Source organism: Edwardsiella tarda ATCC 15947 = NBRC 105688 (assembly GCF_003113495.2).
GTDB lineage: Bacteria > Pseudomonadota > Gammaproteobacteria > Enterobacterales > Enterobacteriaceae > Edwardsiella > Edwardsiella tarda.
Genome location: NZ_CP084506.1, coordinates 2,787,676 through 2,813,303 on the forward strand (window position 1 = coordinate 2,787,676; position 25,628 = coordinate 2,813,303).

Here is a 25,628-nt window from a genome sequence, read left to right on the forward strand (position 1 = left end):
AATGGTAGCGCTAGCGTTCGTTACGACGGAATTCACGCTCATCGCGTCGCCCAGGGATCGCGCCCCAGATGCGCCGTACATGTACCGTCACCTCTTCACGATCGTGATACAGCTGTTTGGCGGCAATCTGCGCGTTGATACCGCTCTCCTTCAGCGCTTGCGCCAGATTCGCCAGGTTATGGCTCACCTCTTCATAGCGCTTCTTCATCGGCAGCTTGAGGTTAAAGATTGCCTCACGGCACCACCCGTTAACCAACCAGCGCGCCATCAACGCCGACACCTTGGCCGGTTTCTCGACCATGTCGCACACCAGCCAGTCGTTATCCCCCTCTGGGGTGAAACGGAAACCGTCGGCGCGGTGATGAGTCACCTGGCCAGTCTCCATCAGGCTCGGCGCCATCGGGCCGTTATCGATGGCCTGTACCATCATGCTGCGTCGCACCAACTGATAGGTCCAGCCCCCCGGACAGGCACCGAGATCGACGGCCCGCATACCACTCGCCAGACGCTCATCCCACTCATCGCGTGGAATAAAGATATGGAGCGCCTCCTCCAACTTGAGGGTGGAGCGGCTGGGCGCATCGGCCGGGAATTTCAGACGCGGAATACCCATATAGAACGGTGAGTTATTATTGCTGTAGGAGTAGCCGACATAGCAACAGCCTGGAGCGATAAATAACACATGCACCACCGGGCGATGAGGATTCTCCTGACGCAATAGGGTGCGCTGTTCACGCAACGCGGCACGCAGCGGCACGGTAAACTTACGGCAGAACTTCATCAGCTCCTTGCTTTCGTTGGTATCCGGCACCTCGACGCGGAGTTCACCGGCCCCCTCGACAACCCCCAGCAGCATGCCGCAGATCGGCGCGATGCGATCCTCCGGCGGCAGATCTTTGAGCAACTCGCCCACCACCAGCATCTGACGGGCAAAGATCAGCTCGCGAAATGGCAAGCTACGCGCCAGCTTATCAGCCTCCTCGGGCTGATAGCATTCGAACAGCACATAGCCGCTGTTCTCCTTGACCCGCGCGAAACCGTATACTTCCAAGGCCGCCGCCTTATCGGTGATCTCGGCGGCACACTCTTTTTCAAAGCCGGGACGGCAATACAAAGCAAGTCTATTCATGGCGTTCCGCCCTCTTTCCCATGCGCAACGCGCCAATCAACATCAATACCCAGCCGATCAGGAAGCAAGTGCCGCCGATCGGTGTGATATATACCCATATCTTTAACTGCGACAGCGCTAGGCAATAGAGACTGCCGCTAAACAGCACGGTCCCCAATGCCAACAGCGCGCTGCTCCAATAGAACCACAGATTACTGCGACGCATCATCAACGCCGCCAACCCCAAGATCGCCAGCGTATGTACCGCCTGATACTGGAGACCGGTGTGTAACCAGGCCATCTCTTTGACGCCCAGCGTATTTCCCAACACATGGGCGCCAAATGCGCCCAATGCCACAAAGATAAAACCGCTGATCGCGGCGAACATGATCATGGAGCGACTACCCATTACACAACCCTTTACGCTTTCTCTTGGCGCACACCCGCGCCCTCGGATTCATAACGGAAGCGGAACTTCTCCTGCTCCCCGGCGGCTCTGGCCAATATCCACTGACGGAAGGCGGCTATTTTACCCAAATCCGCCTGTGCGTCCTGACAAACCAGATAAAAGGCATTCTTGCTGATCAGCACGTCGTTAAACGGGCAGACTAAACGTCCGGCCTCGATCTCCGTCTGCGCCATCACATTATTGACCAACGCAATCCCCTGGCCATGTACGGCGGCTTGAACCACCATGGCGCTATGGCTGAAGATCGGCCCCTGCTGTACGTTAATGTGTTGCAAGCCAAGCTGGCGCGTATAGGCCAACCAATCACGCCGAGAGGTATCGTGCAGCAGCGTATGATAAGCCAGATCGGTCGGATCCTTTAGCGGATGTTCCCCCAGCAGCAACTGCGGCGAACAGACCGGCATCAGATACTCGGCATATAACCGCTCGACCCGTAGCCCCGGCCAGTGTCCCCGGCCATAAAAAATCGCCACGTCGACATCGTCCGCCAGCTTCCCCTCCTCCCGATCGACCGCCTGAATGCGCACATCGATACCGGGATAGGCGCTGTTAAAACCGGACAAGCGAGGCACCAGCCACTGGATGGCAAAGCTGGGTGGCAGGCTGACCGTCAGCGCCCCCTTGGCACTCCGCGCCTGTAACTTACGCGTTGCCTCATTCAATGCCGAGAAGATCTCCTTAATATCCAAGTAATAGCTCTGTCCCTCCTCCGTCAATAGCAACGAGCGGTTGCGCCGGCGGAATAGTTTCAGCCCGAGGAAATCCTCCAAGGATTTGATCTGGTGGCTGACCGCGGCCTGCGTCACAAACAGCTCCTCGGCCGCCTTGGTAAAACTGAGGTGGCGTGCGGCGGCATCAAAGACGCGCAACGCATTCAGAGGCGGTAATCGTTTTGACATATGGGATCGCTTATTATCAAATAGTTACTATTTACCAACCAATTTGCAACATATTAGTTTTTTTTATCCGAGCCATTATAATTTGTCCGTTGAGGATAGACCAGCAAATACCTATAGTGGCGGCAACTTCCCAAGCCGGAACGAAAAAGCAGGAATGAATCGTTTCAGGAATGCTTTTGGCTTTGTGGTTGTGATGTTGTGTTTGCAAGTTGTCTGACGCGTTATCAGACATGGCGGTGGCGTAAGCCCTGCCGTTTTTCACTTCCTGTACATTTACCCTGTCTGTCCATAGTGATTTAGTAGCACCGCCTATTGCGGTGCTTTTTTTTCCGCTATCGCTGGGACAAAAGCCCACAGAATCGCTTCATCATCGCCGCCCCTCGGTTTAAAATGCCGGCCATTGAGGCCCCGCGCGCTGCGCCACGCCGCAGAAGTGGCACCAAATGTGAGCCTGCTCTCGGATTAATCCTGTTAATCCTGGCAAGGCGATCCACCGCCCTTTCCGCGCCGAATTACTGAGATCCTGCCCATGACCTTTGACTTTATGGCCTTGCGCCGCGACTTCCCTGCCCTGGAAACAGAGGGGGTCTATCTCGACAGCGCGGCCACCGCGCTGAAGCCGCGCGTGCTGCTGGAGGCCCTACAACACTATTACGCCGCAGAGGGCGCGACGGTCCACCGCAGCCAACACGCCGCGGCCCGCCGCCTGACCGAGCGCTTCGAACAGGCCCGGCAACAGGTCGCGACGTTGATCGGCGCCGAGGCGCACGAAATCGTCTGGAGCAAGGGGGCAACCGAATCGATCAACCTGGTGGCACAAAGCTACCTGCGGCCGCGCCTGCGACCCGGCGACGAGATCCTGGTCAGTGAGGCCGAGCACCATGCCAATCTGATCCCCTGGCTGATGGTCGCCGAGCAGTGCCAGGCCCGCGTCGTCAAGCTGCCGGTGGATACGCGCGGTCTGCCCGATCTGGCGCAACTGCCTACCTTGCTCAGCCCGCGCACCCGACTGCTGGCGCTGGGACAAATGTCTAACGTCACCGGCGGTTGCCCGGATCTGGCGTCGGCCATCGCCCAAGCCCACGCTCACGGCTGTGTGGTACTGATCGATGGCGCACAGGGTGTCGTCCATCACCCTCTGGACGTCCACGCCGCCGATATCGACTTCTACGCATTTTCGGCCCACAAGCTATATGGCCCCTGCGGGTTAGGCGTGCTATATGGCAAACGCTCCCTACTCAACGACATGCACGCCTGGCAGGGCGGCGGCAAGATGCTGACCCACGCCGACTTTAGCGGCTTTACCGAGCAAGCCGTCCCGCATCGCTTCGAGGCCGGCACGCCCAACATTGCTGGGGTAATCGGCTTCGCCGCTGTCCTCGACTGGTTAGCGGGCTGCGATCGTCAAGCCGCCGAACAGCATTGCCGACAACTGGCGCAGCAGGCCGAAGCGGCGCTGGGCGCATTGCCTGGTTTCATCAGCTACCGAGCCCCCGGCAGCCCACTATTGGCATTCAATTTCGCCGGTATCCATCACAGCGATCTCGCGACCCTGATCGCCGAGCAGGGCGTCGCGCTACGTAGTGGAGCCCACTGTGCCGCGCCGCTGATGCAGGCGTTGGGCGTCAGCGGCACACTACGCGCCTCCTTCGCCCCCTATAATACCCCGGACGACGTGCAGGCATTGCTACAAGCCGTCACGCAAGCCGTCTCACTACTTAATGAGGATCCGCTATGAAGGCCCCCCATCCCTTTGGTCGCCAGATCACCACGCAGATGCTCCAGCAGCGTTTCGCTCCGCTTAGCCAATGGGAGGATCGCTACCGCCAATTGATCATGCTGGCGCGCGAGCTACCACCGTTAGACGCGGCGCTACGCGCTCAGCAGGCGGAGCTGGCGGGATGTGAAAATCGTGTCTGGCTAGAGGGTGAGCTGCTGGAGGATGGCACGCTGCATTTCTACGGCGATAGCGAAGGACGCATCGTCAAGGGATTGTTGGCGATTCTGTTAACGGCGGTGGAGGGGAAGACGCCGGCCCAGGTGTTAGCCAGCGATCCCTTGGCGCTGTTTGCCGAGCTCGACATTATGGCGCAGCTCAGCGCCTCGCGCAGCAGCGGCTTGAATGCCCTGTCGCAGGGCGTTCAAGCCATTGCCCGACGTTATATGCTGGGGGATGAAGCCCTACGCTGAGCGCGTGCCAGCAGCTTCTTCAACGCATGGGAGACCGCTACGAAGCCAAAGCTGGCGGTCACCATGGTCACCGAACCGAAGCCCGCGCTACAATCCATGCGTTTCGGTCCCTCGGCGGTGCTCCGTTGGGCGCAGACGCTACCGTCCGCTTGTGGGTAGACCAGCGCCTCACTGGAGAAGACACAGTCGATGCCCAACTTTCCCTTGCTGTTTTTAACGATGCGATGATCCGCCTTCAGGCGCTCACGCACCTTCGCCGCCAACGGATCCTGAATGGTCTTCGCCAGATCGGCGACCGTGATACAGGTCGGGTCAATCTGACCGCCGGCGCCGCCGGTGCTTACCACGGGGATCTTATTGCGACGGCAGTAGGCCAGCAGCGCCGCCTTGGGACGGACGCTATCGATGGCATCGATCACATAGTCGAAAGAGGGCGCAAGGATCGTCGCGACATTCTCCGAGGTGATGAAATCATCCACGCAGGTCACCCGGCACTCCGGATTGATCTCACGAATACGCGCGGCTAACGCCTCGCCCTTCGGCTGCCCGACGGTGCTGCGTAACGCCTGGATCTGACGGTTGGTGTTGGTCACACAGACATCATCCATATCGACCAAGGTCAAGGCACCGATCCCGCTGCGAGCCAATGCCTCAACAGCCCAAGAGCCCACCCCACCTAAGCCGATGACACAGAAGTGAGCGTTGGCAAAGGTCTCCAAGGCCGGGCGGCCATACAGCCGGGCAATCCCACTGAAGCGTTGCCAGTAGGCGTCAGAAAATGGTGTGGTCATGAGCGCGCTCCCTCAAAGCATGAAAACTGCCGGGCAGTATAGGGGATGGAGAAAAAAACAAAAGGGGGGCGACGCCCCCCGTTAACACGATGCAAGCCTCAGTTACGCACCAACATCTGCCCATCACCGTGGTGAGCAGGCTGAGGATGGTAGGCGTTAAAGAGCGGAGCGCCGCTCTGCGGCGTCTTCAGCAGCCAGACACGGCCATAGTGGTTATAGTAACCGGCCCAGTGCCCAGCCTCTGGCCCGATGCCTTGATAGATATCGAAGTGCTGCCCCTTAATGGCGCCGCCGACATCCAGCGCGACCATCAGTCGCATCTGGTAGTGACCGGTAAATTTACCTTGCTGGTTCAACAGCGGTACTTCGGCAAGCAGGATCGAACCGGCCGGGATCAGCGAGCGATCAGAGGCGACAGAGGCGCGCGCCACCAACGGCACCCCGCTAGCGCCTTTTACCGGGGCAAACTGTTCCGGTTTGAAGAAGACAAAGGAGGGGTTCTGCTCTAACAGCTCACGAACCTCGGATCGACTGTGGTTGTCCGCCCATTGACGGATCGCCTGCATCGACATATCGGCCTTTGCCACCTCACCACGATCGATCAATACCTTACCGATACTACGGTAGGCATGGCCATTCTTACCGGCATAACCGAAGAATGTCAGCGGCTGACCATCGCCGTAGTCGACATAACCGCTCCCCTGCACCTCCATCATGAAGTTATCCATCAGCGAGTTGCTGTAGGCAATCTCCAAGTTGCGGTTATCCAGGGCGCCGTCGTAGATCGCCGAACGGGCTGGCAGGCGGCCACGTTTATGCGGCATACGGTATAACGGGTATTGAAATGCCCCCTGCGGCGTCTTGCGCGCCTCGACGACCGGGGTGTAGTAACCGGTGAACTGTACGTTACCGAAGTTATCGACGCCCTCCATCTGGTAGGCGTTGAGACCAAACTGCGCCAGTTTGCGCGTATCGGCACCCGCCATCAGCCATTCGGTGACCGCCTCGAAATTGTCAACATGGCGCGTATAGAGTGAAGGCGAAGCCTGGCGGATGGCATCGACCTGCTCGACGAAATCCTTACCATTGACCGGTTTTCCCTTCGCATTCGGATGATTAACCAGCTCCAGCGGCTGGCTGAGGGTACCATCCTTATACTGTTGGCCCCGATCCGTCGGCCGGGAGGAACATCCCGCCATCAGCGCCACCACTAACCCACATACTGCGTATTTTCCCCAACGCCCTTTCATCTCTCGCCTTCTTGCTCCGTGTCGCTCGATTACCACTGGCGCACCATAACAAACCCCTATCCTGAAAGGAATTGAAGGAAATAAAAAAATCACGCCACGCTATGATATGGATGAAATTAAGCCAATACGCCTGATATTCAGGCGAATGACGGGCTAATTGGTGAGGTTTGTCAAAAAATTCTTGCATCCCGTCAGATGGCGTGTATTATTCGCCCTCATCGGACGCGGGGTGGAGCAGCCTGGTAGCTCGTCGGGCTCATAACCCGAAGGTCGTCGGTTCAAATCCGGCCCCCGCAACCAATCCGATGCGCAGCGAAAAAATATGATAGTAGTATGACGGACGCGGGGTGGAGCAGCCTGGTAGCTCGTCGGGCTCATAACCCGAAGGTCGTCGGTTCAAATCCGGCCCCCGCAACCAATTCGATACGCAGCGCAACAATATGATAGTAGTATGACGGACGCGGGGTGGAGCAGCCTGGTAGCTCGTCGGGCTCATAACCCGAAGGTCGTCGGTTCAAATCCGGCCCCCGCAACCAATTCCGTCAGCATCAATCAACACCCTTATGGGTGTTTTTTTGCATCTGGCGTTCGCCACCTCTCACGGCTCCGATTTCTCGTTACCTATCTGACGCGCCCCTTGGGTGACACCCCATCGTCAACGCTAACGCTTCGCCAGTTGTCCGCCATTCGCGAAGTAAGCCTTAATCCCGGCCAGGATCGCCTCGGCAACCTGCTGCTGAAAGGCGCTGGTACGCAGACGCCGCTCCTCTTCTACGTTGCTGATAAACGCCGTCTCCACCAGGATCGAGGGGATATCGGGCGCCTTCAGCACCGCGAAACCGGCCTGATCGACGCGATTCTTATGCAGCTTGTTAACCTTACCCAAACGATTCAACACCTCACGCCCAAACTTCAGGCTATCATTGATGGTCGCGGTCTGCATCAGATCGAATATGGTATGGTCCAAATATTGATCGCCGCTGCGGCTTACCCCACCAATCTCATCCGACTCGTTCTGGGTCTGCGCCAGATAACGTGCCGCGGCGCTGGTCGCCCCCTTAGTCGATAAGGCGAAGACCGATGAGCCGCGTACCGTCCGACTGGTAAAGGCGTCGGCATGGATAGAGACGAACAGATCGGCACGCTGCTTGCGCGCTTTGGCGACCCGCACCTTGAGGGGGATGAAGACATCTTCGTAGCGTGTCATATAGACCCGCATGTTAGGCTGACGTTTGATCAGCGCGCTGAGACGGTGGGCGATCTTCAGCACGATATCCTTCTCGCGCGTACGGCTCTTGCCGATGGCTCCGGGATCTTCGCCGCCATGGCCAGGGTCAAGCATGATGATGATCGGGCGATCACGCCCCGCCTTCCCCTTCTGTGGACCCGCCTTAGGTAGGGTGCGTTCCAGATCGCCCTTGTTGTAATCTTCCAACAAGGCCAGCAGGGGATCGTCCTCATCCTCCGTACGGGCGGCGGACGATCCGGCGGCGGGATAGAGATCGACCACCAGACGATTTTTAAACTCGGCGAATGGTGCGAGGGTAAACACCTTCGGGCTGATGTTCTGCTTCAACTCCAGCACCAAGCGCACGGTATCCTGATCGAACTGCCCCACTCGCGCATGCTTCAGATAGGGATCGCCGCCCTGAACCTGGTGGCCAATGCCCTTAAGCACACTGTTGAGATGAACGCCCTGGATATCGACCACGATACGATCGGGGTTGCTGAGGGCAAACTGCTTATACTTCAGCGGCTGGCTCGACTCCAGCGTCACACGGGTATAGGTCGACGACGGCCATACCCGCACGGCGATAACCTGCGCCGCCGCGGCAAAACCGACGCGACTCACGCTGAGAAACCAAGTGGCCGCCGCGGCCTGCAACAGGCGACGACGCGTTAGGCTATGGTTGGAATCTGTCATGTAACCCCAAGGAATCACGCTACAACACCGCTCCGGCACCCCTGCGCCGGGAAAAGACCGGCGAAACTTTAGCGAAACCCTCCAGGGATGTCATCAGAAAATCCCGGCGAGAATTTAACAATCTATGTCCTCGCTCCGCGCCATCCACACTATGACGACCATTTGCCGCTTGCCTTTTGTACAGTAACAGAATAAAAATACACTTTATTCGAATAAAAATTCAAAAAGGAAGCAGCATGAAGGAGCGCAGCACCGAACTGGTTCAGGGGTTTCGCCACTCTGTACCCTATATCAACGCTCACCATGGCAAGACGTTCGTCATCATGCTGAGTGGGGAGGCGATCGCCGACGATAACTTCGCCGGTATCATCAACGACATCGCACTGCTGCATAGTCTCGGCATCCGCCTGGTGGTGGTGTATGGCGCCCGCCCCCAGATCGATGCGTTGCTCCAGCAGCAACATCAGCCGGCCCGCTACCATAAACAGACTCGGGTCACCGATGCACGCACCCTGGAGCTGGTCAAGCAGGCCGCCGGTCAACTCCAACTGGACATCACCGCCCGCCTATCGATGAGCCTCAACAATACGCCGCTGGCCGGCGCGCATATTAACGTCGTCAGCGGCAACTTCGTCATCGCACAGCCGCTGGGGGTGGATGATGGCGTCGACTATTGCCACAGCGGGCGCATCCGTCGCATCGATGAGGCCGCCCTGCGCAATCAGCTGGATGCCGGCGCCATCGTGTTGCTCGGGCCGGTGGCGGTCTCGGTCACTGGCGAGAGCTTTAATCTTACCAGTGAGGAGATCGCCACCCATCTGGCGATTAAGCTACGCGCGGAGAAACTGATCGGTTTCTGTGCCGAACAAGGGGTACGCGACGACGACGGCGTCATTCTCTCTGAACTGCTGCCCAACCAGGCAGAGCAGCGCATCGCCGTACTGGAGCGTGAGGGGTTGGCAGGCGAGGGGGAGGCGCGTTTCCTACGCGGCGCGATCAACGCCTGCCGGAGCGGAGTACGGCGTAGCCATCTCATCAGCTATCGGGAGGACGGCGCCCTGTTGCAAGAGTTATTCTCTCGCGATGGGATCGGTACCCAGATCGTGATGGAGAGCGCCGAGCAGATCCGCCGCGCCAATATCAACGATATCGGCGGCATCTTGGCGCTGATCCGTCCGCTGGAGCAACAGGGGATCCTGGTGCGCCGTTCGCGCGAGCAGTTGGAACGCGAGATCGAACGTTTCACCCTGATCGAACGCGACAACATGACCATCGCCTGCGCCGCCCTCTACCCCTTCGAGCAGGAGCGCATGGGGGAGATGGCCTGCGTGGCGGTGCACCCGGAATACCGCAACTCGGCGCGCGGCGAACAATTACTGCAACGCATCACCGCCCAGGCGCGCCTGATGGGCTTGGAGAAGCTGTTTGTGCTGACCACACGCAGCATCCATTGGTTTCAGGAGCGCGGTTTCCGTCCGGTGGAGGTCGACCTGCTGCCGCAACAGAAAAAGGCGCTGTATAACTACCAGCGCCGCTCTAAGATCTTATTGACCGAACTGTAACCGATTCACGCTGCGGCGGCCGCCAACAGGCGAGCCATCAGCCCGCTGCGGCGCTCCGTCGGGGTGCGAATGGCGCGCTCCAACGCCGCACGGGTGGCGAATACGGTCAATTGGTCACGCGCACGGGTGATGGCGGTATACACCAGCTCCCGCGTCACCACCGGCGAGGGGTGGCTCGGCAACACCAGCAGGGTATGGTCAAACTCCGACCCCTGCGACTTGTGCACCGTCATCGCCCAGGCGGTCTCATGAGGCGGCAGCCGGTTTGGCTGCACCGCACGCGTCTGGCCATCGCTCGCGATAAACCACACCAGCCAGCCCTGCTGCTCATCGCCTAAGGTGATGCCAATATCGCCGTTGAACAGCTTCTGACTGGCGTCATTACGGGTGATCATCACCGGACGTCCGGCATACCAGGCCTTCTCGCCTGCCCCACGCTGCAACAGGCCGGCGCGCTGTAGCGTCAAGGCGATGCGCTCGTTCAAGCCATGCAGGCCGAATGGCCCCTCCCGCAGGGCGCACAACGGACGGAAACGGGCGAACTCCGCCAGGATCTGGGCGGGCTCCTGTCCCGCACGGATGCCCTCCAGCATCGGGCGATACCCCGCCAGACAAGCGTCCAACAACGCCAGGTAGTCATCATCCTGCACCATCTCACGCCAGCGCAGATCGGCGAAGGCCGCCTCCAGACAGGCCAAGGCCGCGCGTCGTTCGCCCTGATTGACCGCCTGTGCCAGGCGGCCGATGCCCGAATCGGCGGCGAAACGATAGCTACGGCGTAATAGGCTGATGGCGTCGCGCAACGCCAGCGCCGGTTGCGCCGGCCCGGCGGGGATCGGTGCCGCGCACAGGCGACTCAACTCGGCGGCGCGGGGGGCACTGAAGCCATACTCGGCGAAACGGCACAACTCCCCCAACACGGCACCGGCCTCGACGGAGGCCAATTGATCGCGATCGCCCAGCAGAATCAAACGTGCCTGCGGCGGCAATGCCTCGATCAGGCGCGCCATCATCGGCAGATCGACCATCGATGCTTCGTCGACTACCAAGACATCCAGATGGAGCGGATTGTCTCGATGGTAACGCAGACGGGCGCTGTCCGCGCGTGCGCCCAACAGGCGATGCAGGGTCAGCGCCTCACGTGGCAATGCCTCGGCCTGATGCGGTGGCAATGCCAATCGCGCCAATGCCTGGCCTAGCGACTCGCTCAATCGCGCCGCCGCCTTACCGGTCGGTGCCGCCAGTTGAATCCGCGGCGGACGCTCGGCCGCCAACGCGACCAAGGCCGCCAACAGGCGCGCCACCGTGGTGGTTTTTCCGGTGCCGGGCCCTCCCGAGATCACCGCCACCCGGCGCGTCACCGCCACCGCCGCCGCCACCTGTTGCCAATCCGGCTCCTCGTGATCCGCACGCGGGAACAACTGCGCCAACACCGCCGTCAGCCGTGGACTATCCGCGCTCTGCTGCGCGCAGGCCGTGGCGAAGAATGTCGCGACCGTCCCCTCATCCTGCCAGAGACGTTGCAGATACAGATTACCGTGGCTAACCACCAGCGGGGTCGCCCGCTCGCCGTGACTGACACAGGGTTGCGCCAACAGATAGGCCTGCCAACGATCCTCGTCCCAACCGCCAAGAAGGGGAGGCCAACGATCGGCCTGCTCCGGAAAGCGTCGACTCAACGCCGTGACGCTCAGCGCCGACAAGGGCAAGCAGACATGCCCCGCCGCCAGCTCCAGGCTAACCAACGCCGCCGCCAGCGCCAGATGGGGCTGTTGCGGAGCCAATAGGTGGGCAAATTGCAGATCCAAGGGGCGCAGGCTGTGCTGTTGCGCCAACTGGGAAAGCAGCTCATCGCACATCGTCATCTCCTTCTTCCCCAGCGAACAGACGATCCAAGGCCGTCACCAACGCCTGCGAGGGTCGGCAGGCGAAGACGCCCTGCCCCGGCACCGCACGCGTCATGCCGCGCAGGAAACAGTAAAATACCCCCCCGAAGTGGCGCTGATAGTCATAGTCAGCCACACGGTGGCGCAGATAACGGTGTAAGGCCAGGCTATACAGCTGATACTGCAGGTCGTAACGGTGCGATACCATCGCCGCCGCCATCGCCGCATCGCTGTAGGCCTTTCCCGTCTCACCCAACCAGTTCGATTTATAATCCAGCAGGTAGTAACGCCCACGATGGCAGAACACCAGATCGATAAACCCCTTCAGCATGCCGTCGACCGCGTTAAACGCCAACGGGGGGCTCTGGGCCGACAGCGCGTCATGGCGCCGGATCACCTCATCTAGCCGGGCGGGATCGAGCGGACGGGCGATCGGCAGGTAGAACTGCAACTCGGGCTGGCAATGCGTCGGCGCCAGTTGGCTCAGACTCAACCCTTGCGCATCTAACGGCGCCAGGAGGATTTGCGTTAACCAATGCGCCAATGCGGGCACCCACTCGGGCGCTAAGCCCTGCTCCTGGCAACGTTCGGCCAGCCAGAGTTCATCGATAGGCTGAGTGAAATCCAACGCCTCTAGGAGGCTGTGTAGAAACGTGCCCGGTGCGGCGCCGCGCGGGAAACTATGGGCATCCAGGCTCGGTGCGGGCGGAGCGCGGTGCTCGCCGGCGGCATCGATGTCCAGATGGGGCAACAGCTCCAGGTAACGCCCACTGCTGCCATGTTGTTGCAGCGCCGAATAACTGGTCACGCGCCAGGTGTCGCGCAGCGAGCGGTTGAAGGCCTTAGCGCACAAGGTACGCGCCGTCGCGAGTGGGCCTTGCCAGGCCTCGACGTCGACAGGAGCCAGACGCGTCAGGCGGATATCGTCATCCTGTAATGCCTGCAACGCCTGATGTAACCCCTCGGCATCGCAGGCGTCGCCGCGCTGTAACAGATACCCTAACGCGCTATGGTGCAAGTCGCTTTCACCTTGCTTCTTGCGATTGCCGAGCACCAGCGGGGCGATACCCAACGCACAATAGTAGATGGAGCGAGTGACGCCGACGTACAACAGGCGCAAATCCTCCGCCAGACGTTCCTGATCGGCTCGAGCCAACGCCTGCTCGTCCGCGCACAGATCCCAGACGGCTTGTAGGCTGTGGGATTCGTGATACAGCCCCTGACGCTGGCGGCGAAAGGTGGCGACGAAGGGCAAAAAGACCACGGGAAACTCCAATCCCTTGGACTTATGAATGGTCACCACCTGTACCAAGTGCCGATCGCTCTCCAAGCGCATCTGCTGGCTCTCCGCCTGCGGCTGCGGGCTATCGATCTGCTGCGCCAACCAACGCACCAGCGCCGGCTCGCTCTCCAGTTGCTGCGCCGCCTCCTGCAACAACTCGCCCAGATGCAACACATCGGTCAAACGGCGCTCGCCCCCCGACGTCGCCAACAGGTTCTCGGCCAAGCGACGGCGGCCGATCAACTCACGCAACATCGGTAAGACGCCACGCCGCTGCCAGTGGCGCCGGTAGTCATCGAACTCATCCACTACCGCATCCCATCGCCGCTCATCTTGATTCAATGCATCCAGCTCGGCGGCACTCAGCCCCAACAGGCCGACAGCCAAGGCGCTGCGCAGGGTACGGCTCTGCGCTGGTGCCAGGATGGCCTGCAACAGCCACAATAGATCGCGGGCCTCCGGGGTAGAGAAGACGCTGTCACGGTTCGACAGATACACCGAGGGGATGTTGAGGGCACTCAAGGCATCACGCATCACCGTCGCCTCATGGCGACTGCGTACCAGGATGGTCATATCGGCGGCGCACAGCGGCCGCCCCTCCGCACCCTCATCCTCGCCGATCAACCGCGCCTCTCCCCGTTGCCCGGCGCTGAGCCAATCGCGGATCTGCGTCGCACAGCGTTGCGCCATCACATGCAGGTACTCTTGCTGGCTACAGCCGGGTACGTCGTACAGCCACAGATCCAACGCCGCCTGCGCGACATCGTCGATCAGCAGCCGATGATGGGCATTCTTCGGCGCGGCTGCCACCGGCAAGAAGGGGATCTCGTCGAACAAAAAGGGGGCGGGGGACAGGGAGAAAAGACGATTGACCGCCTGCACCATGCCGGGAGCCGAACGCCAGTTGGTACCCAGGGTGTAACACGCCTCCACCGCCGCGCGAGCCTGTAGATAGGTGAAGATATCCGCGCCGCGGAAGGCGTAGATCGCCTGCTTGGGATCGCCGATCAGCAGCAACGCCGTCTCGGCCTGAGCCGCCCCGCCGTAAATATGGTGGAAGATACGGTATTGTTGCGGGTCGGTATCCTGAAATTCATCGATCATCGCTACCGGGTAACGCTGGCGAATAGCGGCGGCTAAGGCCTCCCCCGCCTGCGCATCAAGCGCCTGGGCCAAACGACTGAGTAGATCGTCGAACCCCAGCTCGGCACGACGCCGTTTCTCCTGCTGCACGCTCTCCCTGACGGCGACCAGCGCCTGCGCCAGCAGCACATCGCGCAGTGACAGCGGCTCGGCCAGCAACGCCTCGACGGCGGCGAACAGGGCGTGACGCGGTGCGCTACCTTTCGTGGTCTTCTGTTCCAGCGTCGCCTGGGCGAAGCGTTCGATGGATCCCGGCAACTGGTAGTCCAGTGTCTCCTGTTGCGCCCAGGCCGCCATCTCATCCAACCATTTGGGCAGATGGCGACTACTGTAGCTGCGCTTATCCACGCCCGAGTCGGCGATCAGCGCAGCCACCTGCCCGCCCTGCTCGCGCCAGGCCGCCTTAAGCGCCTCGATACGGGCGATCAGCGCCCGATGGCGCTGCTCCACCGACTCCTGAAGCGCGCTGGCCGGTCGTAGCAGCGGCATCTCGCCCGACAAGTAGGGGCGTAACTCGGCTAAGAGAGCCTCCGGGCCGCTCCACAGCTGGCTGACGATCGCCGCCACCGCCTGGGGCAAGGGGTAACAGTGGCGCCGCCAGAAATCGGCACAGGCCTGGCGTTGCAGCTGAGACTCATCCTGCAACAAGGTCTGCTGAAACAGAACCCCAGACTCGAAGGCGTTTTGGCTAAGCATGCGCTGACAAAAGCCATGAATGGTGTAGATCGCCGCCTCATCCATCTGCCGCTCCGCCGCCAGGAGCAAGGCCGCCGCCTGAGGCAGATCGGCGATCTGCCTCAGTAGAGCGCTCAGCAACGGATGCGCGCTGTAGCCACGCAGACAAGCCAGGCGTAGATCGTGAATATTGCTGCGAATGCGCCCACGCAGCTCCTCGGTGGCGGCCTCGGTAAAGGTCACCACCAGGATCTCCTCGACCGCCAACGGGCGCGGATAGGCATGCTCCTCCCCCAACCCCAACAGCAGACGTAGGTAGAGCGCCGCCAGGGTAAAGGTCTTGCCGGTACCGGCCGAGGCCTCGATCAGGCGCGCGCCACGCAGCGGCAGCGTAAGCGGATCCAGCGTATGCGTCGCCATCATCAACGGCTGACCTCGATCTTCAGACTCCGTTGCAGGGCGCTGGCGTCAGGGTAGTTATGCCATCCCGCCGGCTGGGCATATTGCCCTTGGGCGCTCTGCCCCATCACCTGGGACAACACGGCTAACCCCTGCGGTGCCATGACCGCTTGACGGAAGAAGCGCTGCAGATCGGCGCGCGTCAACGCGCCCAAGGCCGCGATCAGCTTCTCTCGCGTGTCGAAGGCCAGGTTGCCGCGGGCAAAGTCGCCCTGGAAACGCCCCGCCTCCTCGGACAGCGTCTGCGGACGCTGGCGGAGCTGAGTGATCAGGGCCTGGCGATACTGATCAAAGTCGGCCTCACTCAAGGCCGCCAGACGCCGCTCCGCCTGGGCGTAGAAGGCTTGATAGCGACCATATACGTAATCCGGCGCACGGTTGTTACTCTGCAGCAGGAAGGCCAGCCCCCACTGACGCCCGACCGAGGTCGGGAAGGCAAACAACGCATAGGCCAGTTGTTCCTGGGTGCGCAGCTGATCGTAGAACCAGGGTTGTAGGATCTGGCTCAACAACTGACTACGCGCCATGCCCGCCACCTCATCGTATCCCGTCGGTACATACACGGCGGCCAACGCCGAGTCGCTGCTGCTACCCGCCTGATGCAGCGTCGCCGCCGTCGGCTGGGTGATCACCACATCGCGACCATACCACCAGCGCGTGCCCTGGGTATGCAATTGCTTACTGATGCGCTCGGCCAGCAGGCTCACCTGCTCGGCGGAGAGGTTACCCACCGCCAACAGATCCAGTGAGGCTCCCTCGATCAGTCGTGTACGATACGCCACGATGTCTGCCAGGGTGATCGATGGCAACAGGGCGCGGCGCGCGGCGCGCTCACTATAGGGCACCTGGGAAAGTGCCCGCACCGGCTGCATCGCCAACTCGAAGGCCTTGGCCTTATCGGCGGCGTCGAGTTGCTGACGATACCATGACTTAGCCTGCGCCAGCTGCGCCTCGGTCGGGGTGAAGCCCCGATACCCCTCAAGCAGCGCGCTGAGTAGTTGTGGCATGCGTTGGGTGAAACCACTGGCGCTGATCACCAGCCCATCGTCATAGCCGGTCGAGAAGCCGATCCCCCCCACCGAAGCCTGATAGGCCAACTGATCCAACGCCAATCCGGCCAGGTAGTCGGTCAAGACAAAGAGCACCTGACCTCGCGCCTGGTCGCCATCGAGCGGGTTACGCAGCGCCAGCGTGATGTCCGCCTTCGGCTCATCGGCAAAGTAGCGACTCGGCATATACAACGCGCGCAACCCCGGGCGATCGACGATCGCCTGCGGATGGCTAGGGGTGGGCGTGACCGGCTTAATCAGGGCGAAGTCATCGGGAATATAGGGATTGAGCGCCGGTAACGACAGCGAGATATCCCGCCCATCGCGCTGCCAACGCGCCAGTTGTTGCGGCGTGATGCGGTCGACCTGATAGGGCGCATCGACGAAATAGGCCAGCTTATTGTGCGGCTCGTCGGGGCCGATAAACCAGATACGCGCCTGCTGCGGCGTCATGCTGTCGAGACGCGCGGCGATCGCCTGGGGATCGAAGCGATCGGCCAAATAGGGGGCGTCCAATACATGGGCGACCGGCACGCGCAGCATCATATCGACCATCCACTCGACGTATCCCATGTCACGGGTGATCGACGGGTAACGAAAGTCGAGCGCCAGCACATGGGCTATCTCGTCAAAGTAGCTCTGCTTGATGCCCTGGGTACGGAGTAGGCGTAGGTAATCGTAAATCGCCGCGATCACCCGTCCCCGCTCGGCGACCCCCTTCTCCGTCAGGGCGACATTGATGTTAAAGACACCGCCGTTGCGATCGGCTAACGGATCGGCCCCGGCGCTGATGGACTCGGCCAGCCCCTGGCGTTGCAGCCAGTCGGACAGCGTGTTCTTACTCCGATTGCCGATCAGGTAACTGATGTAGGTGTCAGTCTTGCTACGGAACGCGGCGCTGTCGTTAGGAATGCGGTATTCGATGCGAAGCATACGGCGTGGTTGAGCCGGGACATAATGAATGATGATGCCCTGCTGAGCCGGCGTCACCACCGGTACGTCGATCGGTGCCACCGTCGCATGGCGATTGGCGATACGGCCAAAACTCTGCACCGCTAAGGCCGCCAACGCGGGCAGCGGCTGATCACCATAGATCACCCCAACCATCAGGTTGGCGGAATAGTAACGCTGATAAAAGGCCACCAACTGCTGGTGCAGATTACTGCCGGGCTTATCGCTCAGCGTCTCCAGGTTCCCCCCGGAGAAACGGGCGCTGGGGTGGGCCGGATTGAGTGTCTCGGCGGAGACTTGCTCCATACGCAGGCCGTCACGCGAACGGGCCAGCGTCAACTCGGCGTTCACCGCATGGCGCTCCCGATCGGCGTTGCCCTTATCCAGTAGCGGCTCGGCGATGGCGTCGGCCAGACGATCCAACGCCGGCGCTAAGGCATCGTTCTCCACCTGGAGATAGTAGGCCGTCCGGTACGAGGCGGTGCTGGCGTTATAGCTGCCACCATGTTTCTTGAGAAACTCCGACAGGTTATCCGGTTGTGGGAAACGCTTCGACCCCATCAACACCATATGCTCCAGGTAGTGTGCCAACCCGAGCTGACTCGCGGGATCATCCAGCGATCCGACCGGTAAGGCTAACGCCGCGAGTGAGTGCGGCGCCTGCGGATCCGAGACCAACACCACCTTCATACCGTTATCTAAACGGATAGCCTGATAAGCGCGCGGATCACCGGCGCTCTTGTTGATGCTCTCGGCCAACGGTTGCCAGCCCACGGCGGCCATGCCCAACGGGGCCCACAACAGCAGCAATAGCCAGAGGACTATCACCCTACCTTGTCTACGTATCACGCTCTCTCCCCCTCTCAATTCTGTCGTCGGCGCCCATCGCGTAACGCCTCACTTCCTCGCCCCCTCGTCACGCCAGGTTATGGCGTAACAACGGCAGATAAAAGCGCTGTGCCTGGTTCGTAATGGCCTGTAGCGCCGTCTCATCCAGCGTCCTCACCACCCGTTGCAGATAGGCATCCTGCCCCTCGCCACTGGCGAAGGCATCACCGTTCCAGCATTGAGTGAGGCTGCTACGTGCCTTGGCGAGGACCGCCTCATCCGTCAACAACTGCGCCGTCTCTTTATCATAACAGCACTTTAGCCATTGCCATCCGCTACGCGTCAGCAGCAACGGCTGCTGCATACCCAGACGATAACCGGCGATCAACTGCTCTAATGCCTGTTCCGCCTGGGTGACCTCAATCCCGCTGAAGTGCCAGGCCGTATTTTTACGACCAAACATCCAGCTCTCGCCCCTCCCCTGGGTGAGGCAAAACAGCAAATGCTCGATCCACAAGACCAGGCCATCCGTCGCCCCCAGCTCGGCAGGACGCCAGCGTACCACCCCTTCGGCTTGCGCCTGGGGCAACCAACCGCTTAGACGGCAGCCCGCCAGGGTACAGTCGATCTCCAGGCTCTCGCCCGGTTGGAATACCTCCCCGACCCGCTGCGCCAACTGCGCCATCTCCGTGTGTTGCGCCTGCCACCACAGCTCGCCAAAAGCCCCGAAGGGCAACGTACCGGCGGCGCGGATCTGACGGTATAGCGGCATTACCTCTTCACCGGCGATCAGCCGATTGAGCAGCAACTGATTGATCTGATAACGACTAAGGGCATCCAGGGTGAACGGCTCCTCCTCCGGCAGTTCGCTCTCTTCGCGGGTGAAGCTCACCCCCAGACGCTGTTGGAAGAAGGCGCGCACCGGGTGACGGTAGAAGCGGATCAACGCATCCAGCGTCAGCGTCTCGAGCGCCTGCGGCGCCAGACTGACCGCAAAGGGTGGCTGCTCCGTCCCCTGCCCGCTGGCGGCCGGTAACCACTCATTGGCGTAACTCTGGTATTCGCTAGCCGGGTCGAAGTTCTCGGCATCGAAGGGCACCCGCGGATGGAGATGACACAGGTGTGTCATCACCCGCGCGGCGCTGCTGTCGACATCCCGTTGCCGATCGGCGGCCAAGCAGTGGCTCTGGGCGATATACTCCAGCAGTTCGCTGACCAACACGCTGGGATAGCGCGCCGTATTATCCTGTACCGAACGGCCGATATAGCTGATATACAGACGCTGTTGCGCCGAGAGCAACGCTTCAAGGAACAGATAACGGTCATCGTCACGCCGGCTGCGATCGCCGCGCTGTACCTTTCCGGCCATCAGATCGAAGCCCAACGGTGCCAGGGTGCGCGGGTAGACGCCATCGTTCATGCCCAACAGACACACCACCTTGAATGGAATGGAGCGCATCGGCATCAGGGTACAGAAGTTAATCGGCCCGGCGAGGAAGCGTTGGCTGATGCGCTGCGTATCCAGACGCGCCGCCAACTCGTCACGCAACAACGCGATCGGCAGAGTCTCGGCGTAATTCGATGTCAGTCCATCGGCGAGCAACTGTAACCACTGTTGCTCGATCAGCGCGCAGACCGCCTCGCTGTCGGCATCGGTAAGAAAGAAGGTATCGAGCAACTCGCGACACAATGGCTGCCATTGCGCCAGTGTCTGCATCTGCCCCAGACGCTGGCGCCAGTCACGCAGAGCCGCCAAGAATTGCGCCAGATGGCCGACCAACTCGGCGACGCTGCCGCTGGACTCGTCATAGGGCAACACGCCCTGCCAGTCGCCGCAGCGGCTGTCCATGGCATACCCCAACAGCATACGCGTCAGGCCGAACTGCCAGGTGTGCTGACCCGTCGCAGGGAGCGCCAGCGCGCGCACCGCCTCGTCATCCAGCCCCCAACGAATGCCAGAGTCCTCGACCCAGTGGCGCAACAGGCGGATGCCCTCCTCGTCGATGGCAAAGCGAGCGGTCAGCGCCGGCACCTCCAGCAACGCCAGCACCTGCTCGGCGGTGAAGCGGCTGTTGGGCAGATCGAGCAACGCCAGCGTCGCCTGCACCACCGGGTGTAACTGGCGGGCGCTGCGGTCAGAGATGGCGAAGGGTAAATAGCGCGCCGCGGGGGCGTTGCCGAAGACCGCCTGAATGAAGGGCGCATAACTGTCGATGTCGGCGACCATGACGATCACGTCGCGCGCGCTGAGGGTAGGATCGGCGGCGAACATGTCCAGTAGACAATCGTGCAGTACCTCGACCTCACGTTGCGGGCTGTGGCAGACATGGACGCTAATACTGCGATCATCGGGCGCCAACAGACGCTTCCGGCTGCTGTCCTGCAACGTCTGCGGCGAATCGGCGATGCAGGCATGATCCTCTAACTCCAGCATGTCACGCTGAATACGCTGCAGCAGTGTGTCTTGATCCAGATCGACGAAGGCGCTGACCTCCTGTGGCCCATGCTGGGCCAATAGGTACATGTGATCGCGCCCCAGCTTCCCCCAGGAGGCGAGCAGCGGATTACTCAGCTGCTGTTCACCATCCTCGCCAAAAAGTGCCGAGGCCTGTTCCGGCGTACGGAACAGCGTACTGTGACTCTCACCCAGCGTGCGCTGGGCCAGCAAGTAATCGCGCCGCCGCCGACTCTGTAACCGGGCAAGGAAAGCATAGTCCTGAATATCGCCCCAATAGTAGCGACAGGGGTTGGTAAACATCAGATGCACATCGATGTGTTCCCCCAGGGCGCGCAATGCCTCCAGATAAACCGGCGGCAAGGCCGAAATACCGCAGATGAAGACCCGCCGCGGTAGCCCGGCCGGTGGCTGGTCAGCCTGCTGCAACGCCTGGATAAAACGCTGATAGAGGTTGGCGCGGTGCCACTGCGGCTGACCCAGACGCTCGGTGTAGTCGCGCAGTGCGACCCATAGAGGAGCCTGCCACAGCTGGGCACTGTCGAGATCATCAATCAATGTCCCCTGCTCCCAGCGCTGCAACCACTCGGGACGATATACCAGGTATTGGTCATACAGGTCGGCGATACGTGCCGCCAGTTGAAACTGCTTACGCCGATCCGCATCGTCGCTTAAGTAGTGGGCCAACGGCGCAAACTCGGGACGTATCAGGAACTGGGGCAACAGCCACATCAGCTTCCAGGTCATCGCATCTTTGCTGAAGGCGCTACGCTGTGGGATATCCGGCAGCACGCGCGTAAACAGGTCCCAGATGAAGGTCGCCGGCAGGGGAAAATCGATATTGGCGGCGATCCCGAAGCTGCGCGCCAGCTCCATCTGCAACCATTGCGCCATCCCCGGACTCTGCACCAGGATCACCTCGCGCTCGAAGGGATTGTCCAGCGGCTGCCCCTGCATCAAGGCCGCCATCAGTTGCGTTAGGACATCCAGTTGGTTGGAGTGATAAACGGTAAACATAGCCTCTCCGGGTCGAGCGCCGCCCTGCGATGCGGACAGTGGAATTTTGCGCTCAAGCTACCGCGAACGCCGCTCAAGGGCAAATCAACTTTTCCAGGCTGGCCGTATCGCCCAGCGGTGTGCTGACCCGGCAGCGTAACCGCTGACATGTCCCTTCGGGATGCGACTCAAGCGTACGCCGCCACCCCGGCGGCATGGGAGACAAGGGTTGATGCAATGCCGCCTGCGCTAGCCCCTCGCGTGCGCAGCGCCAAGCCTCCTGACGCTGTAGCTGTAACCGTTGGGTGTGTAGCAGCGCGCGCTGCGTCTGAATCAGCCCCAACAGACCGACGCTAGTTAGCAGCAACGCCACCATCACCTCCAGCAATCCACTCCCCCGCTGGCGGGCATCCCTCTGCGCCGGGGAGGTAATCGAGCCAACCGCTGGGCTGCGCCCGATAGTATCGTGTCCGTGCATGTGCCTCACTCCACAGGTAGCGAATACGCACGAGCGAGTAGCCCAGTAACTCGGGCCGCCCACCAATGCAGAGCAATGCCTCCTGATGCCCCGTGGCACGCAGGCAGGCCCACCAGTGCTCAGCCAAGCGACGGCAACGCCAACGGGCGCTAGCGCGCCAGGGCAAACGTTGCGCCCGTGCCAACCAGAGATCGGCCTGAGCCTCGGCCTGCCAATGACGCCGCCCGGCAAGGTGGCGCTGCCACAGATCGCGCGTCTGAGCCTGCTGTGCCACTACCCAGCCCAACGCCAACGTCAAGGCGGCCAATAGCGTCGCCAACACGATGACGCCCCGCTGACGACACCTCCGCGGTCTCATCGCCCGCGTCCCGCGGCCAGATTAGGCGTCACCAACCAGACCTGACGTTGCCAGATGGGATCGCGTCGATCGCGTTCCGTCAATGCCAGGGTGATGGCGATCCCCATGGGCAAGGGACGAAATACCAAGCTGTTAACGCGCCAGCGGCCTTGATCGCTGACCCGCTCCCAACCGCCCCCCTGGCACGAGGTCACGCCACGCCGCGTCTCTAACGCCGCCTGCCGTAAGCGCCAGCCGACGCGTTCCGCGTGTACCACACGGCCATCGCCATCCTCATCATAGGCCAGCAACATACAGGAGGCGGGGGCCTCCCCGCTAACGGCCGCAATTTCGAGGGGCGGCGCGGGAAGGCGACAAGGCGACGCACAGAAACCACTGCGCCGCACATCCTTCTCCAGACGTGCCAGTAATGCCTCCCCCTCCGCGTTACGCTGCTGCTCGCGCTGTGCGGACAGCCCCTGACGTCGTAGCTCGCCGACCAGACGTAACGCCGCCGATAACACCAGCGCCCCGAGGGTAAGCGATAACATCAACGATAAGAGACTCATTCCCCGCTGGCGTTGCAAGGCGCCAGCGATGGCAAACCGTGCTCGGCGCATACTCTCACCCTCCCCTGTGCTGACCAGATCACCCGCGTGGCATGGTGCGTATCGCTGAGGCGAACATGGCCGGGCTGAGCCGTATTGCGTTGCCCGTAGAATCCTGCCGCGGGCGAGAGTTGTGCCTCCAGACGTAAGGACGGTGTCGGCACAAAGGCGGTGCTGGCCTGGCAATCATCCCCAGGGCGCGTCACCAGACAATCCCACCCCGGGGTGTGCCGTAACCCGATCGGGCGCGCCGTATTGCTGTAAAACGCCTGATCACGCAATGCCAGCAGATAGCGTTGCAGGCGTAGCGTCTCATCCAGTAGCCGCTGCGCCGCACGCCGCTCCATCCATAGCGGTGTCGCACCGGCGGCCAGCAGCGCCAGCAAGACACACACCAGCATCATCTCCAGTAAGGTATATCCCTCTTGAACGCTACGCACCCGACACCTCCACCCTCAGCCTAGGGGGCCGAAGCCTCGCGACCAATGTCAGGGGCAACGAAACGCGGTACGACGCCATAAAAAACGCCGGCACAGGGCCGGCGTTTGCAACGGGATGAACGGTGATGCACATCCTTAGATGGCAACGGGGGCCTTAATCGCCGGATGAGGATCGTAACCTTCGATGATAAAGTCTTCGAAACGGTAGTCGAAGATCGATGCCGGACGGCGGGCCAACACTAAGCGCGGCAATGGGCGCGGCTCGCGGCTCAGTTGCAACGCGGTCTGCTCCATATGGTTGCTGTACAAGTGGGTATCGCCACCGGTCCAGACGAAGTCGCCCACCGCTAAATCCAACTGCTGCGCCATCATGTGCACCAACAGGGCATAACTGGCGATGTTGAACGGCAGACCGAGGAAGACGTCACAGGAGCGCTGATAGAGCTGGCAGGAGAGACGACCATCGGCGACGTAGAACTGGAAGAAGGCGTGACAAGGCGCCAGCGCCATCTGATCCAGTTCGCCCACGTTCCAGGCGGAGACGATAATACGCCGCGAATCGGGATCCTGACGCAGCTGCGCCATCACCTGGCTGATCTGATCCACCTGACGGCCATCGGCACATCCCCAGGCACGCCACTGTTTACCATACACCGGTCCAAGATCACCCTGCTCATCGGCCCACTCGTCCCAAATGGTGACGTTATTGTCGTGCAGGTAGTTGACGTTGGTCTCCCCCTTGAGGAACCACAGCAGCTCGTGAATGATGGAGCGCAGATGGCACTTCTTGGTGGTCACCAGCGGAAAGCCCTGTTGCAGATTGAAACGCATCTGATGGCCAAAAATCGACAGGGTGCCGGTGCCGGTACGATCGGCCTTGGGTGTCCCCTCATCCAGCACTTTTCTCATCAAATCCAGATACTGTTTCATGTCACCTCTAACTCTCTACGTAAAAAATCAGGATATCTGCGCGCGCGGTTGGCGGCGGTAGGCCCAAACCATCATGATGATGCCGGCCAGGATCATCGGGATGGAGAGGATCTGCCCCATGCTGATCACCCCGTCAAATAGACCCAGCTGCGCGTCCGGCTGGCGGAAGAATTCGCAGATGATACGGAAGGCGCCGTAACCCACCAGGAACAGCCCCGAGACACTGCCCATTGGACGCGGCTTGCGGATGAACAGGTTCAGGATGATAAACAGCACAACCCCCTCTAATAACAACTCATACAGCTGAGAAGGATGACGCGGCAGCATGCCGAAGTGGTTATACACCGCTTGCCATTGTGGATGGGTGGCCGCCAGCTGCATATCTTCGCTGCTCGACCCCGGGAAGAGCATCGCCCAAGGGGTATCCAGCGTGACACGCCCCCACAGCTCGCCATTGATAAAGTTCCCCAGACGCCCGGCGCCCAGACCAAATGGTACCAATGGTGCAATAAAATCAGAAACTTGGAAGAAGGTGCGTTTGGTGCGACGGGCGAACCACAACATGGCCACGATCACCCCGATCAGGCCACCATGGAAGGACATACCGCCGTCCCAGACCTTGAAGAGATACAATGGGTTATCGAGAAACAACGGCAGATTATAGAACAGCACATAGCCGATACGTCCACCGAGGAACACTCCGAGGAAGCAGGCATATAGCAAGTTTTCGACTTCATCCTTGGTCCAGCCACTACCGGGACGGTTAGCACGACGCACCGCCAGCCACATGGCAAAGACAAAACCCACCAGGTACATCAATCCATACCAGTGCAAGGAGACTGGACCGATGGAGAAAATCACCGGATTAAAACTGGGGAAATGCAGATAGTTCGTCATCTGTCACCACAATACTGTCTA

19 protein-coding genes and 3 tRNA genes are annotated in these 25,628 nt (G+C 60.9%); 6 read left to right on the forward strand and 16 right to left on the reverse strand.

Annotated features, from left to right (window positions below; genetic code table 11):
- Positions 1-10: 10 nt before the first annotated feature.
- From rlmM to DCL27_RS12990, 3 genes are read right to left on the reverse strand one after another with little or no spacing between them, the layout of a single operon-like run.
- Positions 11-1,129: a 23S rRNA (cytidine(2498)-2'-O)-methyltransferase RlmM gene (rlmM, locus tag DCL27_RS12980; RefSeq protein WP_005282870.1), complete on the reverse strand. Its 1,119-nt coding sequence runs from the start codon at positions 1,127-1,129 to the stop codon at positions 11-13.
- On the reverse strand, positions 1,122-1,517 hold the full coding sequence (locus DCL27_RS12985; RefSeq protein ID WP_005294949.1) for a DUF423 domain-containing protein: 396 nt from the start codon (positions 1,515-1,517) through the stop codon (positions 1,122-1,124). The genes rlmM and DCL27_RS12985 overlap by 8 nt, the downstream gene beginning before the upstream one ends.
- Before the next feature lie 11 nt (positions 1,518-1,528).
- Positions 1,529-2,476, reverse strand: a complete 948-nt coding sequence (locus DCL27_RS12990; protein WP_005282864.1) for a transcriptional regulator GcvA — start codon at positions 2,474-2,476, stop codon at positions 1,529-1,531.
- 529 nt (positions 2,477-3,005) lie between these two features.
- Here DCL27_RS12990 and csdA point away from each other — a divergent pair.
- Together csdA and csdE are read left to right on the forward strand one after the other, a co-directional pair.
- Positions 3,006-4,214 carry a cysteine desulfurase CsdA gene (gene csdA / locus DCL27_RS12995; RefSeq protein ID WP_035597760.1) on the forward strand — a complete coding sequence of 403 codons (1,209 nt, stop codon included), beginning with the start codon at positions 3,006-3,008 and terminating at the stop codon, positions 4,212-4,214.
- Positions 4,211-4,666 (forward strand): cysteine desulfurase sulfur acceptor subunit CsdE, encoded by a 456-nt coding sequence (csdE, locus tag DCL27_RS13000; protein ID WP_005282856.1) that lies wholly within the window; start codon positions 4,211-4,213, stop codon positions 4,664-4,666. Before csdA ends, csdE begins: the two co-directional genes overlap by 4 nt.
- On the opposite strand, the gene tcdA is transcribed toward csdE, so the two are convergent.
- Together tcdA and mltA are read right to left on the reverse strand one after the other, a co-directional pair.
- A complete protein-coding gene (gene tcdA, locus DCL27_RS13005) occupies positions 4,636-5,457 on the reverse strand; it encodes a tRNA cyclic N6-threonylcarbamoyladenosine(37) synthase TcdA (protein ID WP_005282855.1) in 822 nt (273 codons plus the stop codon). The genes csdE and tcdA overlap by 31 nt on opposite strands.
- A 98-nt stretch (positions 5,458-5,555) precedes the next feature.
- Positions 5,556-6,707, reverse strand: coding sequence for a murein transglycosylase A (gene mltA / locus DCL27_RS13010; RefSeq protein ID WP_005294944.1), 1,152 nt, complete (start codon positions 6,705-6,707; stop codon positions 5,556-5,558).
- A gap of 223 nt (positions 6,708-6,930) precedes the next feature.
- Between mltA and DCL27_RS13015 the strand changes: the two genes are divergently transcribed.
- The 3 genes from DCL27_RS13015 (at position 6,931) to DCL27_RS13025 (ending at position 7,243) form a co-directional block, all read left to right on the forward strand.
- Positions 6,931-7,007: transfer RNA gene (locus DCL27_RS13015), tRNA-Met, on the forward strand.
- Between the two features lie 41 nt (positions 7,008-7,048).
- Positions 7,049-7,125, forward strand: a tRNA-Met gene (locus DCL27_RS13020).
- Positions 7,126-7,166: 41 nt separating this feature from the next.
- Positions 7,167-7,243, forward strand: a tRNA-Met gene (locus DCL27_RS13025).
- Positions 7,244-7,368: 125 nt separating this feature from the next.
- On the opposite strand, the gene amiC is transcribed toward DCL27_RS13025, so the two are convergent.
- Positions 7,369-8,631 (reverse strand): N-acetylmuramoyl-L-alanine amidase AmiC, encoded by a 1,263-nt coding sequence (gene amiC, locus DCL27_RS13030; protein WP_005282852.1) that lies wholly within the window; start codon positions 8,629-8,631, stop codon positions 7,369-7,371.
- 236 nt (positions 8,632-8,867) lie between these two features.
- On the opposite strand from amiC, the gene argA reads away from it, so the two are divergent.
- A complete protein-coding gene (gene argA / locus DCL27_RS13035) occupies positions 8,868-10,193 on the forward strand; it encodes an amino-acid N-acetyltransferase (RefSeq protein ID WP_005282851.1) in 1,326 nt (441 codons plus the stop codon).
- A 5-nt stretch (positions 10,194-10,198) separates the two neighbouring features.
- Here the strand turns inward: argA and recD are convergent, their stop codons facing one another.
- The 10 genes from recD to lgt form a co-directional block, all read right to left on the reverse strand.
- Positions 10,199-12,052 carry an exodeoxyribonuclease V subunit alpha gene (recD, locus tag DCL27_RS13040; protein ID WP_035598383.1) on the reverse strand — a complete coding sequence of 618 codons (1,854 nt, stop codon included), beginning with the start codon at positions 12,050-12,052 and terminating at the stop codon, positions 10,199-10,201.
- Positions 12,042-15,602, reverse strand: a complete 3,561-nt coding sequence (recB, locus tag DCL27_RS13045; protein WP_035598386.1) for an exodeoxyribonuclease V subunit beta — start codon at positions 15,600-15,602, stop codon at positions 12,042-12,044. The genes recD and recB overlap by 11 nt, the downstream gene beginning before the upstream one ends.
- Entirely contained in the window at positions 15,602-18,487 is a 2,886-nt protein-coding gene (gene ptrA, locus DCL27_RS13050) for a pitrilysin (RefSeq protein WP_080582835.1), read from the reverse strand. The genes recB and ptrA overlap by 1 nt, the downstream gene beginning before the upstream one ends.
- 67 nt (positions 18,488-18,554) lie before the next feature.
- The gene (gene recC, locus DCL27_RS13055) at positions 18,555-21,938 is read right to left on the reverse strand and encodes an exodeoxyribonuclease V subunit gamma (RefSeq protein ID WP_035598389.1); all 3,384 of its coding nucleotides are present in this window, start codon (positions 21,936-21,938) and stop codon (positions 18,555-18,557) included.
- Positions 21,939-22,011: 73 nt separating this feature from the next.
- Complete coding sequence (locus DCL27_RS13060) at positions 22,012-22,296, reverse strand: prepilin-type N-terminal cleavage/methylation domain-containing protein (RefSeq protein WP_035598400.1); 285 nt, start codon at positions 22,294-22,296, stop codon at positions 22,012-22,014.
- Complete coding sequence (locus DCL27_RS13065) at positions 22,271-22,753, reverse strand: DUF2509 family protein (RefSeq protein WP_050979595.1); 483 nt, start codon at positions 22,751-22,753, stop codon at positions 22,271-22,273. The genes DCL27_RS13060 and DCL27_RS13065 overlap by 26 nt, the downstream gene beginning before the upstream one ends.
- Positions 22,750-23,352 carry a peptidase gene (locus DCL27_RS13070; RefSeq protein ID WP_223931168.1) on the reverse strand — a complete coding sequence of 201 codons (603 nt, stop codon included), beginning with the start codon at positions 23,350-23,352 and terminating at the stop codon, positions 22,750-22,752. Before DCL27_RS13070 ends, DCL27_RS13065 begins: the two co-directional genes overlap by 4 nt.
- Positions 23,298-23,780, reverse strand: coding sequence for a prepilin-type N-terminal cleavage/methylation domain-containing protein (locus DCL27_RS13075; protein WP_035598396.1), 483 nt, complete (start codon positions 23,778-23,780; stop codon positions 23,298-23,300). The genes DCL27_RS13070 and DCL27_RS13075 overlap by 55 nt, the downstream gene beginning before the upstream one ends.
- 135 nt (positions 23,781-23,915) lie before the next feature.
- Positions 23,916-24,710, reverse strand: coding sequence for a thymidylate synthase (gene thyA, locus DCL27_RS13080; protein WP_005282836.1), 795 nt, complete (start codon positions 24,708-24,710; stop codon positions 23,916-23,918).
- Positions 24,711-24,737: 27 nt separating this feature from the next.
- A complete protein-coding gene (gene lgt / locus DCL27_RS13085) occupies positions 24,738-25,607 on the reverse strand; it encodes a prolipoprotein diacylglyceryl transferase (RefSeq protein ID WP_005282835.1) in 870 nt (289 codons plus the stop codon).
- Between the last annotated feature and the right edge of the window lie 21 nt (positions 25,608-25,628).